Genomic DNA, 16,389 nt, shown 5'->3' on the forward strand with positions numbered 1-16,389 from the left:
CGGTGCGGGGGAAGGTGCAGGAGAAGGTGCGGCGATCCCGGTGCAGGGAAGGGCTGGAACGCGGTGCTGTGTGCGCGGTGCTCAGGAACGCGGTGCTGTTGCGCGGTGCTCAGGAACGCGGTGCTGCCGGGCTCCGGCGCGGGATCCGGCGGAGCTGCGGGCACGGCGGGGCCCGCTCGGCGCTGCGAGGCTAAACCGGTTCAGAGCCGCTGTCAACGGTCGGCGCAACGCCCGCCCGGACGGGTGAGCCGGCCGCCGGCGGGGAGGTGGACTCGCGCACGGTCAGGCGCGGCGTGGGCATCTGCAGGTCACGCCCGGGGCCGGTCTCGTCGACCACCGCCAGCAGGCTGCGGGCCACCTGCTCGCCCAGCGCGAAGGTGTCCCGGCTGAGCGCGGTCAGCGGCGGGTGGACGATCCGGGCGAGCACCGAGTCGTCGAACGAGACGATGGAGAGCTCGCCCGGCACCGCGACGCCCATCTCCCCGGCCACCCCGAGCCCGGCGACGGCCATCACGTCGCTGTCGTAGACGATCGCGGTGGGCCGCCGGGGCCTTGAGAGCAGCGTCCGGGTGGCGGCGGCGCCCTCGGCGTCGCTGAAGTCGGTCGGCACCGAGACCGCCTCCTCCAGGCCGAGCCGGCGCGAGGCGTCGCGCAGCGCGCGGATCCGGCGCTGGGTGTGCTGGAAGTGCGGCAGACCGGCCAGGTGGGCGATCCGGCGGTGGCCGATCGCCGCCAGGTAGTCGACGATCGAGAGCATCGCCTCCCGGTCGTCGGCCCAGATCCGCAGCGGGCCGCCGCCGCCCCGCCCGGGGCCGCCGAGGACGACGGCGGGCAGGGCGAGCTCCTCCAGCACCTCCAGCCGCGGGTCGCGGACCTGCAGGTCGACCACGATGAAGCCGTCCACCCGGTGCTCGGAAGCCCAGTTCCGGTAGACCTCGATCTCGGCGGTGGTGTCCTCGACGACCATCAGGTGCAGTGCCACGGAGTGCGCGGAGAGCACCGCCTGCAGGCCGGAGAGCAGCTGGCTGAAGAACGGCTCGACGCCGATGGTGCGGGCGGGGCGGGCGATCACCAGGCCGACGGCGTCGGCCCGGGCGCCGCCCAGGGCGCGGGCGGCGCTGTGCGGCCGCCAGTTCATCTCGTCGGCGACCCGCAGGATCCGGGCCCTGGTCGCCTCGCTCACCCCGGGGCGCCCGTTGAGCGCGAAGGACACCGCGCCCTTGGAGACCCCGGCCCGGCGCGCGATGTCGGCGATGGTCGGTCTGCCCACAGAACCCGACTCCTCTCTTGACAGCCAAGTTTAGGCCGGAGCATAGTCCCTGCCATAGCTAGACCGGTTTAGTACAGCAGGTTGCGAAAGCCCGACGGAACCCACCGCGTCCCCCAGCGCGGATCCCACGCCCCGACGCACGGCGACACCCACTGCCCGGCCCCTGCCCGACCCACGGCGAACCGGCCGCGATCGACCGCGAACCGGCCGCGATCGACCGCGAAACCGACCACGGCACCGACGGCACCACCCACCACGGCACCCTCAGCGGCACCCACCAGTTCCGGAACGCGCACCATCCCCCACCCACCCACCTGGACCGGGAGACCCTCATGCGAAGAATCTGGGCGGCACTGACGACGGCGGCCATCACCGCCTCCGCACTCACCGGCTGCGGACTGAGCTCCGACACCAAGAGCGACGACACCGTGGCGAGCGCGGCCGCCACCGGCGAGGTCAAGGGCAAGGTCTCGCTGCAGACCTGGGCGCTGAAGCCGAAGTTCACCGAGTACGTCCAGGGCGTGATCGACGGCTTCAAGCAGAAGTACCCGGGCGTCGAGGTCGAGTGGCTGGACCAACCCGGCGAGGGCTACTCGGACAAGGTGCTCAGCCAGGCCGCCGCCGGCACCCTCCCGGACGTGGTCAACCTCCCGCCGGACTTCGCCCTCCCCCTGGCGAGGAAGAACCTGCTGCTGGACGTCGCCAAGGCCGACCCGAAGCTCGCCGACGAGTACGTGGCCGGCGGCGTCGACGCCTACCGCTTCACCGGCCAGGACGGCACCTTCGGCTACCCCTGGTACCTGAACACCGACGTCAACTACTGGAACGCGGACCTGCTGGCCAAGAACGGCCTGGACCCGAAGAAGCTCCCCACCACCCTGGACGAACTGATCGCCCAGGCCCGGGTGTTCAAGGAGAAGGCCGGCGGCGACACCTACCTGATGAGCCGCAAGCCCGGCCTCGGGGACCTGGTCGACGCCGGGGTCAAGGTGATGGCCGAGGACGGCAGGTCCTTCACCTTCAACACCCCCGAGGCCGCCGCGCTGCTGGACAAGTACCGCGCCGCGTTCAAGGAGGGGCTGCTTCCCAAGGACGTCCTGACCGACACCTACGCCGGCAACTCCAAGCTCTTCAACGCCGGTACGGCGGCCTGGACCACCGGCGGTGCCAACTTCATCACCGGTGTCGGCACCGACAACCCCAGCCTCGCCCCGAAGATCGTCCCCTCCCCCGCGATGGGCACCCCGCCGCTCTACGTGCAGGGCCTGTCCATCCCGAAGAGCAGCAGGAACCCGGCCGCCGCGGTGGCCCTGGCCCGCTGGGTCACCAGCCCGGAGAACCAGGCCAGGTTCGCCCACCTGACCAGCATCTTCCCGTCCACCAAGGCGTCCGCGAGCGACCCCTTCTTCAGCAAGGGTGACGGCACCAACGCCGGCGACGCCAAGGTGGTCGCCTTCACCTCGCTGGCCAAGGCGAAGATCCTCCAACCGGTCCAGGTCGACGACGCGATGAGCACCGTCGTCAAGCAGCAGATCGCCCTGGCGATCAGCGGCGAGACCAGCTCGAAGCAGGCCCTGGACACCGCCGTCGAGCGCTGCAACCAGCTGCTCAAGGGCTGACGGCACCGGCCGCCGGTACCGGTGGCGCGGCGGCACCCCCGTGGCCCCCCCGGGCCGCCGCCCGCCGGGAACCACCCGCTCCCCAGGAAGGCACGGTATGACCCACCGGCGTTGGTTCACCCCCTGGCTGCTGGCCGGGCCCGCGCTCCTCTGGCTGGCCGTCTTCAACCTCTGGCCGGCCGTCAACACGGTGATCCTCTCGTTCACCAACGCCAAGCCCCTGGGCGGCGGGCAGTTCACCGGCCTGGCCAACTACCGGCGGATCCTGGACGACGAGCAGCTGGCCGACGCCCTCCTCAACTCCGTCGTCTACCTGCTGGTCTGCCTGCCCCTGCTGACCTTCCTGCCGCTGCTGCTCGCCCTTCTGGTCCAGCGCAGGCTGCCCGGCATCACCTTCTTCCGCACCGCCTTCTACACCCCGGTCGTCGCCTCCGCGGTGGTGGTCGCGCTGATCTGGGGCTGGGCGCTGGACGACCGCGGCCTGGTCAACGGGGTGCTCCGGCAGAGCGGCCTCACCGACTCCCCGGTCTCCTTCCTCACCGACCGCTGGCTGCTGCTGCTCAGCGCGATCGCCCTGACCACCTGGAAGGGGCTCGGCTACTACATGGTGATCTACCTCTCCGCGCTGGCCAACGTCGGCCGCGACCTGCACGAGGCCGCCGCCGTGGACGGTGCGAGCGCCGTCCGACGGTTCTGGCACGTCACCCTGCCCGGGGTGCGGCCGACCATGGTACTGGTCTCGGTGCTGATCTCGGTCTCCTCGCTGCGCGTCTTCTCCGAGCTGTACGTGCTCTCCAACGGCACCGGCGGCCCCGGCGGAAGGGACATGTCGGTGGTGATGCTGATCCAGATGTACAGCCGCGGCTTCACCGGCCACCTCGGCTACGCCTCCGCGCTGAGCCTGCTGCTGTTCTTCCTCACCCTCGGCCCGATGCTGCTGCTGACGCGCCTGAACCGGAAGGCGGCCTGACCCGTGACCCCGACCGCCGCCCCGCCCCGGACCGCCGCACCCGGACCGGCCGCCGCGCCACCCCGCCGCCGCTCCCGGGCCTTCGGTTCCGCCACCCCCGCCCGGACGGCGCTGCGCTACCTGCTCCTGCTGGCCGTCCTGTTCCTGGTGATCGGCCCCTTCCTCTGGCAGCTCTCCACCTCGCTCAAGAGCGCGGACGAGGACGTCTACACCGCGACCCCGCACTTCCTCCCGGAGAGCCCGACCCTCGCCAACTACGCCAAGGTCGCCGACACCGTCCCGGTCTGGACCTACGCCGCCAACTCGCTGGTCGTGGCCGCGATCGCGATCCTCGGCAACGTGGTCGGGTGCACCCTGGCCGGCTACGCCCTCGCCAAGCTGCGGTTCCGCGGCGCCCGGCTGGTCCTCGGCCTCTTCCTGGCCACCCTGATCCTGCCCGGCGAGGCCACCATCGTCTCCCAGTACGTGACGGTGCGCAGCCTCGGCCTGGCCGACTCGCTGGTCGGCGTCGCCCTGCCCGGCGCGCTCGCGATGCTCAACGTGCTGCTGATGCGCACCGCCTTCGCGGCCGTCCCGCCGGAGCTCGACCAGGCCGCCCTGGTGGACGGCGCCAACGTCTGGCAACGGCTCTGGCACGTCGGCCTGCCGAACGTGCGCGGCATGCTCAGCGTGATCGTCATCTTCACGTTCATCGGTGCCTGGGACGACTTCCTCTGGCCGCTGATCGTGCTCAACGACCCGCAGAAGTACACCCTGACCGTCGGCCTCCAGTACCTCAACGGCACCTTCTCCGCCAATCCGCGGCTGATCGCCGCCGGCACCATGATCGCCTTCCTGCCGATCGTGCTGGTGTTCGCGGTCTGCCAGCGCTTCTTCTTCCAGGGCGTGGAGGAGGGAGCCGTCAAGGGGTGACCGCCGGACCCGCCCGCCCCGCCGCCGCGACCGCGACGGCCGCACCGACCGAGGAGGCCACCGCCGCATGACCGCCGCCCCCGCCCGCCCGCCGGCCGCCGCCCCGCGCTTCGGCGTCAACTACACCCCGACCGCCGGGTGGTTCCACCACTGGCTCGACTTCGACCTCGACACCGTCCGCACCGACCTCGACTCGATCGCCGGCCTCGGCCTGGACCACGTGCGGGTCTTTCCGCTCTGGCCGGTGTTCCAGCCCAACCGCACGCTGATCCGCCCGCGCGCCGTGGAACAGCTCGGCGCCCTGGTGGACGCCGCCGGCGAGCGCGGGCTGGACGTCGCCGTCGACGGCCTCCAGGGCCACCTGTCCAGCTTCGACTTCCAGCCCTCCTGGACGCGGACCTGGCACCGGCGGAACATGTTCACCGACCCCGACGTGGTGGCCGGCCAGGCCGCCTACCTGCACACCCTCGCCGAGGCGCTGCACCCCCGCGGCAACTTCCTCGGCATGACGGTCGGCAACGAGGTCAACCAGTTCTCCGGCGAGCCGCACCCCGACCCCGACCGGGCCACGCCCGAACAGGTCGACGCCTGGCTGCGCCGGATGGTCGACGCCTGTGAGCGGGGCGCGCCCGGCCGGCTCCACCTGCACGCCTCCTACGACGCCGCCTGGTACCTGGACGAGCACCCGTTCACGCCCTGGCACTCGGCCCGGATCGGCGCCGCGACCGCCGTGCACTCCTGGGTGTTCAACGGCACCGCGCAGCGCTACGGCGCCCGCTCCACCGCCACCGCCCAGCACGCCGCCTACCTGGTCGAGCTCGCCAAGGCCTGGGCGGACGACCCGCACCGCCCGGTGTGGCTCCAGGAGGTCGGCGCGCCGGCCCCGCACATCCCCGCCGAGGACGCCGCCCGGTTCACCGGCGACACGATCGCGGCCGTGCTGGACTGCCCGGACCTCTGGGGCGTCACCTGGTGGTGCTCGCACGACGTGGACCGCTCACTGGCCGACTTCCCCGAGCTGGAGTACGGCCTCGGCCTGCTCACCACCGACCGCCGGGTCAAGCCGGCCGGTGCCCGGCTCGCCGAGGCGGTCCGCGAGGCGCGGGCCGACCGGCGCCCGCCGCGGCCGCGCACCACCGCAGTGGTGGTCGCCACCGGGGATGCGGTCACCGCGCCCAAGCGGTCGGTCTGCGGCCCCGGCGGGCCCGTCTTCGAGGCGTTCATGCGGCTCACCGCGGACGGTGCCCGGCCCACCGCCGTCCTGGCCGAACACGCCGACGACGCCGCCCACCTGGCCGCCCGCGGCATCACCGAGGTCGTCCACCCCGACGACGTACGCTGACGACGTCCGAACCTCCCTGTGATCCACCCCTTCGGTAACGCAACGGAGCCCGCTGACATGCACGATGACCGCAGCCTGGTCGAATCCCGCCTCAAGCGCGTCCTGGACGAGCGCATCCGCCCGGCCGTCTACCCCGAGTCCGTCCCGCTGGAGGTCTCGATCTGGACGGCGCCCGGTGAACCCGTGCCGGTCGCCGAGGGCCTGGCCGCGCCGCGCACCCCGATCGCCGTCGGCGACGCCTGGGGCGCGCCGTGGGGCACCAGCTGGCTCACCGTCGCCGGTACCGTGCCCGGGGCGTGGGCCGGGCGGACCGTCGAGGCGCTGATCGACCTCGGCTTCGACGCCAACATGCCCGGCTTCCAGTGCGAGGGCCTGGTCTACCGGCCCGACGGCACCCCGGTGAAGGGACTCAACCCGCGGAACCAGTGGGTCCGGATCGCCGCCCCGGCGGCCGGCGGGGAGCAGGTGCTGCTGCACGTCGAGGCCGCCTCCAACCCGGTCATCCTCGACTACCACCCCTTCCTGCCGACCGAGTTGGGCGACCGGGAGACCGCCGGGAGCGAGCCGCAGTACCGGCTGGAGCGGATGGACCTCGCGGTCTTCGACGAGACGGTCTGGCAGCTCGTCATGGACCTGGAGGTGCTCGGCGAGCTGATGGCCGAGCTGCCGGCCGACGGCGCCCGCCGCTGGGAGGTGCTGCGCGCCGTCGAGCGGGCGCTGGACGCGATCGACCTGCAGGACGTCAACGGCACGGCCGCGGCGGCCCGTTCGCAGCTGGCCGGGGTGCTGGCGGCGCCGGCCGCGCCGTCCGCGCACCGGATCAGCGCGGTCGGCCACGCCCACATCGACTCCGCCTGGCTCTGGCCGCTGCGCGAGACCGTCCGCAAGGTGGCCCGGACCACGGCCAACATGACCGCGCTGCTGGAGGACGAGCCCGACTTCGTCTACACCATGTCCCAGGCGCAGCAGTACGCCTGGATCAAGGAGCACCGCCCCGAGGTGTACGCACGGGTGAAGAAGGCCGTCGCCGAGGGCCGGTTCGTGCCGGCCGGCGGCATGTGGGTGGAGTCCGACACCAACATGCCCTCCTCCGAGGCGATGGCCCGTCAGTTCGTCCACGGCAAGCGGTTCTTCCTGGAGGAGTTCGGGATCGAGAACCAGGAGGCGTGGCTGCCGGACACCTTCGGGTTCACCGGCGGCCTGCCGCAGATCATCCGCAACGCGGGCTCCAAGTGGCTGCTGACCCAGAAGATCTCGTGGAGCCAGGTCAACAGGTTCCCGCACCACACCTTCCTCTGGGAGGGCATCGACGGGACGCGGATCTTCACGCACTTCCCGCCCGTCGACACCTACAACTGCTCGATGAAGGGCAGCGAGATCGCCCACGCCGCCCGGAACTTCAAGGACAAGGGCGCCGCCCGGCACTCGATCGCCCCGACCGGCTGGGGCGACGGCGGCGGCGGGACCACCCGCGAGATGGTCGCCAAGGCGGCCCGGCTGCGGGACTTGGAGGGCTCGGCCACGGTGCGCTGGGAGCGACCGGCCGCCTTCTTCGAGAAGGCCGAGGCCGAGTACGCGCACCCGCCGGTCTGGGTCGGCGAGCTCTACCTGGAGCTGCACCGGGCCACCCTGACCAGCCAGGCCAGGACCAAGCAGGGCAACCGGCGCAGCGAGAACCTGCTGCGGGAGGCCGAGCTGTGGTCCGCCACCGCCGCGCTGCGCACCGGACTGGCTTACCCGTATGAGGAGTTGGACCGGATCTGGAAAACGGTGCTGCTGCACCAGTTCCACGACATCCTGCCCGGTTCGTCCATCGCCTGGGTACACCGTGAGGCGGAAGCCACCTACGCGGGGCTGGCCGAGGAGCTGGAGGCCCTGATCGCCCGGGCCCAGCGGGCGCTGGCCGGGGACGCGGCGGGCGGGCGCGAGCTGGTGTTCAACGCGGCGCCGCACGCCCGCTCCTCGGTCCCGGCCGGCGGCGCCGCTCCGTCGACCGGCTCCGGCTCCGGCTCCGGCTCCGGCTCCGGCTGCACGGTGACGGCCCGGCCCGAGGGCGGCTTCGTGCTCGCCAACGGCCTGCTCTCGGTCACCGTCGACGCCGACGGCCTGGTGACCTCGGTGGTGGACACCGCGAGCGGCCGGGAGGGCGTCGCCCCCGGCACCCGCGCCAACCTGCTCCAGCTGCACCCGGACTTCCCCAACATGTGGGACGCCTGGGACGTGGACCAGTTCTACCGCAACACCGTCACCGACCTGACCGGGGCCGACGAGGTCGCGGTGGTCCGCGACTCGGACGAGGCCGTCACGGTCCGGGTGGCGCGCTCCTTCGGCTCGTCCACCGCGGTCCAGACACTGAGCCTGCGCGCGGGCGAGCGGCGGCTGGACATCGACACCGAGGTGGACTGGCACGAGACCGAGAAGTTCCTCAAGGCGGCCTTCCCGCTCGACCTGCACACCGAGCGGTACGCCGCCGAGACCCAGTTCGGCCACCTCCACCGGCCGACCCACACCAACACCAGCTGGGAGGCGGCCAAGTTCGAGGCCTGCAACCACCGCTTCGTCCATCTGGAGGAGCCCGGCTGGGGCGTCGCGCTGGTCACCGCCTCCACCTACGGCCACGACGTCACCCGCACGGTGCGCGCCACGGACGGCGGCACCACCACGACGGTCCGGTTCTCGCTGCTGCGCGCACCGCGCTTCCCCGACCCGCGCACCGACCAGGGCCTGCACCGGTTCCGGCACGCCCTGGTGCCGGGCGCCGGCATCGCCGACGCTGTCCGCGAGGGCTACCGGATCAGCCTGCCCGAGCGGCGGGTCACCGGTTCGGTGGAGGCGGTCCGGCCGCTGGTGGAGCCGGACCACGACGCCCTGGTGGTCAGCGCGGTCAAGCTGGCCGACGACGGCAGCGGCGACCTGGTCGTCCGCGTCTACGAGGCCCACGGCGGCCGCGCGCGGGGCCGGCTCGCCACCTCCTTCCCGCTCGCCGCGGCGGTGCCCTGCGACCTGCTGGAGCGGCCCTGGGACGGCACCCGCGGCGAGGTGGCGGCGGACGGTGACGGCGTGTCGCTGGCGCTGCGGCCGTTCGAGCTGGTCACGCTGCGCCTGACGCCGGCGGCCGGCTGAGACCGGCACAGGCTGCTCGGGCGTTCCGGCCGTGGTGCCGGGGCGCCCGAGCAGCCCCGTCGACGTCCGGGCCGCCGGCCACGACGGGCGCCGCCCGTGCCGCCCTTCCCCGTCCTACCCCCGGTCGAACGCCTCCTGGGCCGCGAGGACGGCGTCGCCGTGGGCGGCGGCCCAGGCACCGACCGCACGGATCGGGCCGAGCAGGGCCGTGCCCGCCCCGGTGAGCGCGTAGTCGACGCGGGGCGGGGCCTCGGCGTACCGGCGGCGCTCGACCAGGCCGTTGTACTCCAGCCGCCGCAGCGCCTCGTTGAGCACCTTCGGGCTGATCCCGCCGATCCGGGCCAGCATCTCCCGCGGCCGCATCGGGCCGCGCCCCCCGAGGACGTACACGACCACGCTGTCCCAGCGGTTGGCGAGCACCTCGAAGCCGATCCGGGCACGGCAGTCGGCCGCGAACACGTCCCCACCCATCCCGTCGTTCTCCTCCACGGGGACATCCTGCACCGGCCGATGCCTACCGGATGGTGCGTTTCGGCCCGCCTACCGTCCTCGGCACGGCAGTTCGCCGTCCATGACGTGATGAGGAGCAGACGATGCGGATCGGCATTCTCGGTTCGGGGGCGATGGCCACCGCCCTCGGCGGGGCCTGGGCCAGGGCCGGGCACGAAGTCCTGGTGGGCGGCCGCGATCCCGGCGCGGCGGCCCGGGCGGCGGCCGCCGTCGGCCGCGGCGCGCGCAGCGGCACACCGGCGGAGGCGGCGGAGTTCGGCGAGGCCGTCCTGGTTGCCGTGCCGGCCGATGCGGCGGACCGGGTGGTCGGCGCACTGGCAGCGGAACTCGCCGGGCGGACCGTGCTGGACTGCACGGTCCCGATGGCTCCGGGCCCGGACGGGCCGGTTGCGACCACCGCGGGCGGCCCCGATTCCGTCGCGGCGCGGCTCGCCGCGGCGGCACCCGGGGCCCGGGTGGCCAAGGTCTTCGGCATCTGCCACGAGAGCATCTGGACCCTCGACCGGCCGGCCTTCGCCGGCGCGCCGCTCGCCGTCCCGTTCTGCACGGACGACCCGGCGGCCGCCGCTCTCGTCGCGGAGCTCGTCGCCTCGATGGGCTGCACGCCGCTGCCCTGCGGCGGCCTCGCGCGCGCCGGCCTGCTGGAGTCGGCGGCCGTCCTCGCGATCGGCATCTGGTGGTCCGGGGGCGAGGCCCGGCACGCCTTCCCGGCTCCCGCACTGGCCCCGGGAGCAGTGGACGACGAGCAGCTCTGAGCGTGCCCCGGCTGCACCCGCCCCGCCCGCACCACCCGCGGTCCGCGGCCGCGCAGGCGGGCGGGTGCAGCCGGTCGGGGGCGGGCGTGGCGCCGGCCCGGCGCCACTCCGGGTCCGCACCTGAGTACCCCAGTAGTCAGGTGCGGACCGGTACGGGCCCGGTCCCGCCCGGGCTCACGGCGTCCGCGCGTCGGGCGGGCCGTCACCCGGCCCGCGGTGCGGGGCTGCGTCGCCCCGGCGCGGTCGGCCGGACCGGCCGGTCGGCGCGGTCAGCGGGACGAGGCGCGGCAGCGGCGGCGCCGACGGTGCGCCGCGACCGCCGGAACGGCCGGGCCCGCGGCGCGCGCGGCCTTCACCGACAGCCACTGCGGCGGGCCGGCCGGCGGCTCTGCCGTGGGCAGCGAGTCGGCCGGGTGCTCGCCCGGCAGGAATGCCGAGAGAAACCGCCGCTCGTTCGGGCTGAGTTTGCGGGACCGGCCGGATTCGCGGTCCCGGGCGACCACCACGGTGCGCGCCCGCATATACGTGCGGGGATCGCGGCACACATTCACCACGACATGCGCGGAACTCCGCCCGAGCCGCTCCACGGTGAGCCGTACGAGCAATGGGTCGGGGTGGTGGTGCAACTGCTCCAGGTAATCGATCTCGTGCCGTGCGATCAGGAATCCGGACGGGAAAAGGGATTCCTGCACGGCGGTCCGGTGGTGGCAGAACAGGTCGTAGATGCCCTCCTGGACGTAGGAGACCAGCCGGGCGTTGTTGATGTGCCCGTTCTCGTCGACGTCGCTCCACCGGGTCGGGCAGGACAGGACGTGTGCGTGGGGGTGGGGCGCGCTCACCGCTTCTTCAGCCCGGCGTCGCCCTGGCCGCCGGCTGCGGCGGGCAGCAGCGCCCGCTGCAACCGGGCGTAGTAAACGGCGTGTTCGGACGCCATCCGGGCGGCGGTCCAGCCCTCCTCGGCGGCCTCGGCGGCGGCCTGCACCACCAGGCTGTCGAGCACCCCGTCGACCGCCCGGCACAGCTCGGCCACGGCGGCCAGGCGCTCGGGCACGGCGACGTCGGTCCCGTCGGCCCCGCCGCGGGCCGGGAACGACGCGAGCGAGTCCACCGCGAGCCGCAGCTCGTCGACGGCACCCGACCGGATTTCCGAAAGGCAATTGTGCACGGTTAACTCCCGAATCAGATACGGCACGGTCATAATGCGTTCGAATCCACCGGGGCGGTTCGTCAACAGTTCGGGAACCCCCCGGCGGAAAAGACGCTATCCCAGCCGGGGCAGCGCGCCACAGGTTTGCGATGGCCTACGGAAAACTGCCCACCATTGGAGTAGTTTGGCGGGGCATAAAATCTGCCGCATCAGCCGAATGCGCGCCGCGCGCCTCCGCGGCCGGTCACTCCGCGTGACGACGGGTCGGGTGTTCGAGGACCGGAGGCGGAGGCTCGACGCGAGCGTTCGGACGCGGCGGCGTTCGGAAGGGCCACCGTGCGGGAGGGGCGGCGTTCGAGGCGGCCGCCCTTCGGGAGGGGCGGCGTTCGGGAGGGCAGGTGCTCCCGAACGCGAACGGCCGGCGCGTCCTGCGGCGACGCCTCAGTGCCGCCCGGAGACCGCGTCGGCCAGGCGGGCGAGCGGCGAGGTGGTGCCGCGCCCGGTGGCCTCCTGCCGGTCGGCACCGTGGTACGCGGCGTACAGGGCGTGGACGCCCAGCCAGCGGAAGGGTTCCGGCTCCCAGCGGCGCACGGTGTGGCCGACCCAGGGCAGCCCGGTCAGCTCCGTGTCCCGGCCGAGCACCAGGTCGCGCAGGGTGCGGCCGGCCAGGTTCGCCGTGGTGACACCGCTGCCCACGTAGCCGCCGGCCCAGCCGAGGCCGGTGCGGCGGTCGAGCTCCACCGTGGCGCACCAGTCCCGGGGCACCCCGAGGACGCCCGCCCACGCGTGGTCGATCCGGGCCCCGGCGGCGCCGGGGAAGAAGTCGTCGAGGATCGCGCGGAGCTGGCGGACGGTGGCCGGCTGGGTGGTGCCGTCCGTGTCGGTGCGCGAGCCGAAGCGGTAGGGGACGCCGCGCCCGCCGAGGGCGATCCGGTCGTCGGCGGTGCGCTGCGCGTACATGTAGGCGTGCGCGAAGTCGCCCAGGACCTCGCGGCCCTCCCAGCCGGCCGAGGCCCAGAACGAGGCCGGCAGCGGCTCGGTGGCGATCATCGCCGAGTTCATCGGCAGCCAGGTGCGCCGCTCCCCGCGCAGCGCGGCGGTGAAGCCCTCGGTGGCGCGCAGCACCACGTCGGCGGTGACGGTGCCGTGCGGGGTGACGGCCCGGGCGCGGCCGCCCGGCCCGGCCGGGTGGATCTCGGTGACGGCGGTCCGCTCGTGGATCCGGACCCCGAGCCCGGCCACCACCCGGGCCAGTCCGCGGGCCAGCCCGGCCGGCTGGATCCGCGCGCCGTACGAGCTCCAGGTGCCGCCGAGGGCGCCCGCGACCCGGATCCGCGCCGCGGTCTCCCCCGCCGAGAGCAGGTGGACGCGGTCGGCGCCGTAGGCGGCCTCGGCCTCGGCGAAGGCCTGCAGCCGGGCCAGCTGGGCCGGCGTACGGGCGACCTCCAGGACGCCGCCGCGCACGATGTCCGCCTCGATGCCCTCGGCGGCGGCCGTGTCGGCCACCTCGCCGACCGAGCGGTCCATCTCCCGCTGCATCGCGGCGGCGCGCTCCGGCCCGTACCGGCGGGCGAACGCGGACCGGCCGGCGAAGCCGTTGTACAGCCACCCTCCGTTGCGCCCGGACGCGCCGTAACCGCAGAACCGCTGCTCCAGCACCGTGACGCGCAGCCCGGGGTCGGCCTTCTTCAGGTAGTACGCCGTCCAGAGGCCGGTGTACCCGCCGCCGACGATGCAGACGTCCGCGTCGGCGTCGCCCGGCAGCGCGGGCCGGGGCTCCGGCAGCCCGCCCTCCGCATACCAGAAGGAGACGCCGCCGTTGACGGCCGGAGACGCTTCGCCGTTGCGGTCCACGGGAACCTGCCTTCGCTCGGTGATCTCCCCGGACGCTACGCCGCGCCCGGCCGCCGGAACCACCCGCACGCTGCCAGGTTCCTCCGCCCCTCCCCTGCACAGTGTCAGGTGGCCGATTCGGGTGCGCGGGGCGGCGGGTCGGCAGGTCCGGGTCCGGCTCCGGGTCCGGCGGGTCGGCAGGTCCCGGCCTGCGGGACGGGCCGGAAGGTGCGGAAGGGGCGAAGGCGTGGCGCGCCTCACACCGCCCGGGTGTCACAAGTCGGCGGGCCACCTCGTCCGACCTGCGTAGCCACGGATTCGGACCCGGGAGTGTGCACCATGATCGTCCTGCTTGCCGGCGCCACCGGCGCGATCGGCCGACCGCTGACCCGCCTGCTGCTCGCCGCCGGCCACGAGGTGCTCGGGCTCGCCCGCAGCGCGGAGGCCGAGCGCGTGGTCGCCGGTCTCGGCGCCCGGCCGGTCCGCGCGGACGCGATGGACCGCGACGGGCTGCTCGCCGCCGTCCACGGGCTGCGCGCCGACGCCGTCGTGCACCAGCTCACCGCGCTCAAGAAGCCCCGGCGCACCGTCGACGAGACCGAGCCCAGCACCCGGCTGCGCATCGAGGGCACGGCGAACCTGCTGGCCGCCGCCCGCGTGCTCGGGGCCCACCGGTTCGTGACCCAGTCGCTGGTCTTCGGCTACGGCTACACCGACCACGGCGCCCGGATGCTCACCGAGGCCGACCCCTTCGGCGTCCGGCTGGGCAACCTCGGCGACGTCGTGGTCGACGGGCTCCGGTCGACCGAGGAGCAGACCTTCGCCGCCGAGGGGCTGGACGGCATCGCGCTGCGGTTCGGCGTGTTCTACGGACCCGGCACCTGGTTCGACCCGGCACCCGCGACGCGGCCGATGCCGATGCCGGTGCCCCGGAGCGGGGGCCGCCCGACCGCGTGGGTGCACGTGGCCGACGCGGCGGACGCCACCGTGGCGGCGCTGGAGCGGGGCCGCGGCAGCGAGGCATACAACGTCGTGGACGGCCGGCCGTCGACCTGGGGCGAGGTCGCCGCCGCGACGGCCGCCGCCCGGGACCGCCGCCCGCTGCGCGTCCCGGGCCGGCTGCTGCGCCTGGCGGTGCCCTACCTCGGCACGATGATGCTGGACACCGGCATGCGCGTCTCCGGCGCCAAGGCGGAGCGCGAGCTGGGCTGGACCCCGGCCCACGCCGACCACCGGGAGGGCCTGCGGGCAACGGTGGCGTGACCCGCCGCCGGTGCCGCCCGCCGGCCGCAGGGGGGTGGCGGGCGGCGGGCGGCGGTTCCGGGGGTCGCAGTCGGCCCGGTGTCCGCGGGATTCGGGGGATCCGCGGTCTCCGGGTACCCGGGTGTCGGTCAGTCGATCGTCGAGCCCTCGATCGGCTCGGACAGCGGGATGCTCTGGCCGGCCAGGCCGGTCTTGACGAACTGCCAGGTGAGACCGGTGATCACGCCCTTGCCCAGCGGGGCGAACCGGGCGAAGGCGGGCTGGCTCAGGTCGATGTGGGTGGAGTCGCAGGACGGGCACTTGTCCTTCACGGGCACCGTGACGGTCTTGCCCTGGTACGTGACCTTCACCGAAATGCCCTTGCAGAGCGGGTCGTTGTTGGGGTTGGCGGCGGTCCACCAGGCGTGCGAGACGGCCACCAGCATCTGGTTGGCGGCGTTGATCTGGGTACCGCAGGCGCCGAAGCCGGCGTCGTTGTAGTACGTGGCCTTCCCGCTCATCGGCTTGTTGATCGGTATCGCGGCACTCGCCGAGCCCGCGGTCAGAGCGATCAGTGCGGCGGCCGCGAGCGGCGCGCCGGCCAGGATCCTGAGGTTCTTGACGACTCGCATGGTTTCCCTCCGGTTCGACAGACGGACGGCATGACCGAGCACGGGCGGACCGGAGCCCGACCACCGCACCTCATGCGAGGTCAAGTCGCAATCGCTGAAGCGGAGTTCGAGCACGTCCGGTTCGCCCTGGAGGGACGCTATGCCGGGCGCGGGAGTGAGGTCCAGACCTTTGATGTGTTGTCATGAACACAAGGCAACATGCTTTACGAACGCGTCCGAAAGCGGGACGATGCGTGACCGCGGGGCAGGGTCGCGCGTTGTCACCTCGCCCGATCCGCGCCCCCAGGAGGCCCCGTGCGCACCGCACTTCGCACCGCCGTCACCGTCCTGACCGCCGCCCTGGCCAGCACCCTGCTCGCCGGCGCCGCGCTCAACGGCACCGCGGCCCCCGCCTCCGCCCAGCCCCGCGAGGTGAACCAGGGCCACAGCATCCCCGTCGGCGGCATCACCGACCTCGGCGCCCTCCCCGTCCTCGCCACCCTCGGCCTCGACTTCGCCCGCCTCCTCGGCCGGTGAACCGGCCTGCGGGCCGGTCGGCCAGAGCGCCCGCACGAGACCGCGGGCGCGCCGCCCGGAGGCCGATGCCGCCCGGGACTACCGCCCCACGTCCGTGAGTTGGGACCAGAGCTCGCGCTCGGCGGGAGTCGGCGGAACGTGGCCGGCAGGGCGCTCCGGATGCGCGCGGGGCAGGGCATGGGGCAGAGCGCGGGGCAGGGCAGGCGGGTGGGCCGCCGGGTCCGGGTCGGCGCCCGCGGGCGGGCAGACCCCGTAGCCCCACCCGTACGCGAGGGCGCTCAGCCCGGGGATCAGCTGCTCGAACCAGCCGGTCCAGTACCACCTCATCGCCGCCCACCCATCCCGTCCGCACCTGCGCCGTCCGGCACACCGCCGCTCCGCGGTCGGCCGAGTCTCCACCGCCGCCCTCGAATCCGGCTCAAGCCGTGGCGGGCGGCGCGGTCGTGGCCGCTCCGGCGTCCCGGAGCGGACGAACGCAGCCCGGGAGTGGAGCCGGAACGCCGCCGCCGGGGCTTCCT

15 protein-coding genes are annotated in these 16,389 nt (G+C 74.0%); 8 read left to right on the forward strand and 7 right to left on the reverse strand.

The annotated features are described in order from the left end of the window. Nucleotides 1–190: 190 nt before the first annotated feature. Nucleotides 191–1,270 carry a LacI family DNA-binding transcriptional regulator gene (locus RMN57_RS07365; protein WP_313762571.1) on the reverse strand — a complete coding sequence of 360 codons (1,080 nt, stop codon included), beginning with the start codon at nucleotides 1,268–1,270 and terminating at the stop codon, nucleotides 191–193. Between the two features lie 332 nt (nucleotides 1,271–1,602). Between RMN57_RS07365 and RMN57_RS07370 the strand changes: the two genes are divergently transcribed. The 5 genes from RMN57_RS07370 to RMN57_RS07390 all read left to right on the forward strand — a co-directional run bounded on the left by RMN57_RS07370 (nucleotide 1,603) and on the right by RMN57_RS07390 (nucleotide 9,236). Beyond that, nucleotides 1,603–2,889 carry a sugar ABC transporter substrate-binding protein gene (locus RMN57_RS07370; protein ID WP_313762572.1) on the forward strand — a complete coding sequence of 429 codons (1,287 nt, stop codon included), beginning with the start codon at nucleotides 1,603–1,605 and terminating at the stop codon, nucleotides 2,887–2,889. Nucleotides 2,890–2,986: 97 nt separating this feature from the next. After that, nucleotides 2,987–3,859 carry a sugar ABC transporter permease gene (locus RMN57_RS07375; protein ID WP_313762573.1) on the forward strand — a complete coding sequence of 291 codons (873 nt, stop codon included), beginning with the start codon at nucleotides 2,987–2,989 and terminating at the stop codon, nucleotides 3,857–3,859. A 3-nt stretch (nucleotides 3,860–3,862) separates the two neighbouring features. After that, entirely contained in the window at nucleotides 3,863–4,771 is a 909-nt protein-coding gene (locus RMN57_RS07380) for a carbohydrate ABC transporter permease (RefSeq protein WP_313762574.1), read from the forward strand. Between the two features lie 67 nt (nucleotides 4,772–4,838). Beyond that, nucleotides 4,839–6,113, forward strand: coding sequence for a glycosyl hydrolase (locus RMN57_RS07385; RefSeq protein WP_313762575.1), 1,275 nt, complete (start codon nucleotides 4,839–4,841; stop codon nucleotides 6,111–6,113). A gap of 57 nt (nucleotides 6,114–6,170) precedes the next feature. After that, nucleotides 6,171–9,236: a glycoside hydrolase family 38 C-terminal domain-containing protein gene (locus RMN57_RS07390; RefSeq protein WP_313762576.1), complete on the forward strand. Its 3,066-nt coding sequence runs from the start codon at nucleotides 6,171–6,173 to the stop codon at nucleotides 9,234–9,236. 114 nt (nucleotides 9,237–9,350) lie between these two features. On the opposite strand, the gene RMN57_RS07395 is transcribed toward RMN57_RS07390, so the two are convergent. After that, a complete protein-coding gene (locus RMN57_RS07395; RefSeq protein WP_313767738.1) occupies nucleotides 9,351–9,707 on the reverse strand; it encodes a helix-turn-helix domain-containing protein in 357 nt (118 codons plus the stop codon). 122 nt (nucleotides 9,708–9,829) lie between these two features. Here RMN57_RS07395 and RMN57_RS07400 point away from each other — a divergent pair, with 122 nt between their 5' ends. Next, nucleotides 9,830–10,501 carry an NAD(P)-binding domain-containing protein gene (locus RMN57_RS07400; protein ID WP_313762577.1) on the forward strand — a complete coding sequence of 224 codons (672 nt, stop codon included), beginning with the start codon at nucleotides 9,830–9,832 and terminating at the stop codon, nucleotides 10,499–10,501. Nucleotides 10,502–10,770: 269 nt separating this feature from the next. On the opposite strand, the gene RMN57_RS07405 is transcribed toward RMN57_RS07400, so the two are convergent. The 3 genes from RMN57_RS07405 to RMN57_RS07415 form a co-directional block, all read right to left on the reverse strand. Continuing rightward, nucleotides 10,771–11,340: a thioesterase family protein gene (locus RMN57_RS07405; protein ID WP_313762578.1), complete on the reverse strand. Its 570-nt coding sequence runs from the start codon at nucleotides 11,338–11,340 to the stop codon at nucleotides 10,771–10,773. Continuing rightward, nucleotides 11,337–11,666 (reverse strand): hypothetical protein, encoded by a 330-nt coding sequence (locus tag RMN57_RS07410; RefSeq protein WP_313762579.1) that lies wholly within the window; start codon nucleotides 11,664–11,666, stop codon nucleotides 11,337–11,339. The genes RMN57_RS07405 and RMN57_RS07410 overlap by 4 nt, the downstream gene beginning before the upstream one ends. A 423-nt stretch (nucleotides 11,667–12,089) precedes the next feature. Beyond that, nucleotides 12,090–13,502, reverse strand: coding sequence for an FAD-binding oxidoreductase (locus RMN57_RS07415; protein WP_313762580.1), 1,413 nt, complete (start codon nucleotides 13,500–13,502; stop codon nucleotides 12,090–12,092). 318 nt (nucleotides 13,503–13,820) lie between these two features. Here RMN57_RS07415 and RMN57_RS07420 point away from each other — a divergent pair, with 318 nt between their 5' ends. Further along, the gene (locus RMN57_RS07420; RefSeq protein ID WP_313762581.1) at nucleotides 13,821–14,744 is read left to right on the forward strand and encodes an NAD(P)-dependent oxidoreductase; all 924 of its coding nucleotides are present in this window, start codon (nucleotides 13,821–13,823) and stop codon (nucleotides 14,742–14,744) included. 128 nt (nucleotides 14,745–14,872) lie between these two features. Here the strand turns inward: RMN57_RS07420 and RMN57_RS07425 are convergent, their stop codons facing one another. Beyond that, the gene (locus RMN57_RS07425) at nucleotides 14,873–15,355 is read right to left on the reverse strand and encodes a cysteine/serine endopeptidase inhibitor (RefSeq protein ID WP_313762582.1); all 483 of its coding nucleotides are present in this window, start codon (nucleotides 15,353–15,355) and stop codon (nucleotides 14,873–14,875) included. A 294-nt stretch (nucleotides 15,356–15,649) separates the two neighbouring features. Between RMN57_RS07425 and RMN57_RS07430 the strand changes: the two genes are divergently transcribed. Next, nucleotides 15,650–15,871: a hypothetical protein gene (locus RMN57_RS07430; protein WP_313762583.1), complete on the forward strand. Its 222-nt coding sequence runs from the start codon at nucleotides 15,650–15,652 to the stop codon at nucleotides 15,869–15,871. Nucleotides 15,872–15,949: 78 nt separating this feature from the next. Here RMN57_RS07430 and RMN57_RS07435 read toward each other — a convergent pair whose 3' ends face one another. Next, nucleotides 15,950–16,198: a DUF6059 family protein gene (locus RMN57_RS07435; protein WP_313762584.1), complete on the reverse strand. Its 249-nt coding sequence runs from the start codon at nucleotides 16,196–16,198 to the stop codon at nucleotides 15,950–15,952. Nucleotides 16,199–16,389: the final 191 nt, after the last annotated feature.

Origin of the sequence: Kitasatospora sp. CM 4170, from assembly GCF_032110285.1 — a bacterium.
GTDB classification, from domain to species: Bacteria; Actinomycetota; Actinomycetes; order Streptomycetales; family Streptomycetaceae; genus Kitasatospora; species Kitasatospora aburaviensis.

Coding starts and splice junctions, on each gene's coding strand:
- RMN57_RS07370 (WP_313762572.1), top strand. CDS start 1,603: ATGCGAAGAATCTGGGCGGCACTGACGACGGCGGCCATCACCGCCTCC.
- RMN57_RS07375 (WP_313762573.1), top strand. CDS start 2,987: ATGACCCACCGGCGTTGGTTCACCCCCTGGCTGCTGGCCGGGCCCGCG.
- RMN57_RS07385 (WP_313762575.1), top strand. CDS start 4,839: ATGACCGCCGCCCCCGCCCGCCCGCCGGCCGCCGCCCCGCGCTTCGGC.
- RMN57_RS07390 (WP_313762576.1), top strand. CDS start 6,171: ATGCACGATGACCGCAGCCTGGTCGAATCCCGCCTCAAGCGCGTCCTG.
- RMN57_RS07395 (WP_313767738.1), bottom strand. CDS start 9,707: ATGGGTGGGGACGTGTTCGCGGCCGACTGCCGTGCCCGGATCGGCTTC.
- RMN57_RS07400 (WP_313762577.1), top strand. CDS start 9,830: ATGCGGATCGGCATTCTCGGTTCGGGGGCGATGGCCACCGCCCTCGGC.
- RMN57_RS07420 (WP_313762581.1), top strand. CDS start 13,821: ATGATCGTCCTGCTTGCCGGCGCCACCGGCGCGATCGGCCGACCGCTG.
- RMN57_RS07425 (WP_313762582.1), bottom strand. CDS start 15,355: ATGCGAGTCGTCAAGAACCTCAGGATCCTGGCCGGCGCGCCGCTCGCG.
- RMN57_RS07435 (WP_313762584.1), bottom strand. CDS start 16,198: ATGAGGTGGTACTGGACCGGCTGGTTCGAGCAGCTGATCCCCGGGCTG.